Genomic DNA, 388 nt, shown 5'->3' with positions numbered 1-388 from the left:
GCGAGAGCGCGGTCTCGATGGCGGCGCGGCGAGCGCCTTCGTCGATGATCTTGGTCACGCGGCGGCCTTCGTACAGCCCCTTCTTGACCAGCGCGCGGGCCTCGGCATCGGGCAGGTCGCGCTTCACGCTCTGGTCCTCGCAGAGGAACACGCGGTCGAACGCGGCACCGATGATCTTGCCGTGGCTGACGAGGTCCTCGTCCCGGCGCTGCACGCCGGCGCCGAACACCAGCATGCGGCGCTCGGCGGGGAAGCGGTCGAGCGCGGCGGCCAGCGCCGTCAGCGCGGGCGCGTTGTGCGCGTCATCGACGATCACCGTGGCGCCCTGGCGTTCGAACAGCGTGAAGCGGCCCGGCACGTCCACCTGGCCAACGTCGAACGTCACCAC

At 71.4% G+C, this 388-nt stretch carries 1 protein-coding gene; it reads right to left on the bottom strand.

The genetic code is table 11. The features are described from left to right. Positions 1–388, bottom strand: a 388-nt coding sequence (locus AC1DHL_RS30095; RefSeq protein WP_478164383.1) for a glutamate ligase domain-containing protein, incomplete at both ends; no start/stop codon positions are given.

Source organism: Variovorax sp. 10L426 (assembly GCF_056395305.1).
This window is presented reverse-complemented; position numbering and strand designations above follow the sequence as displayed.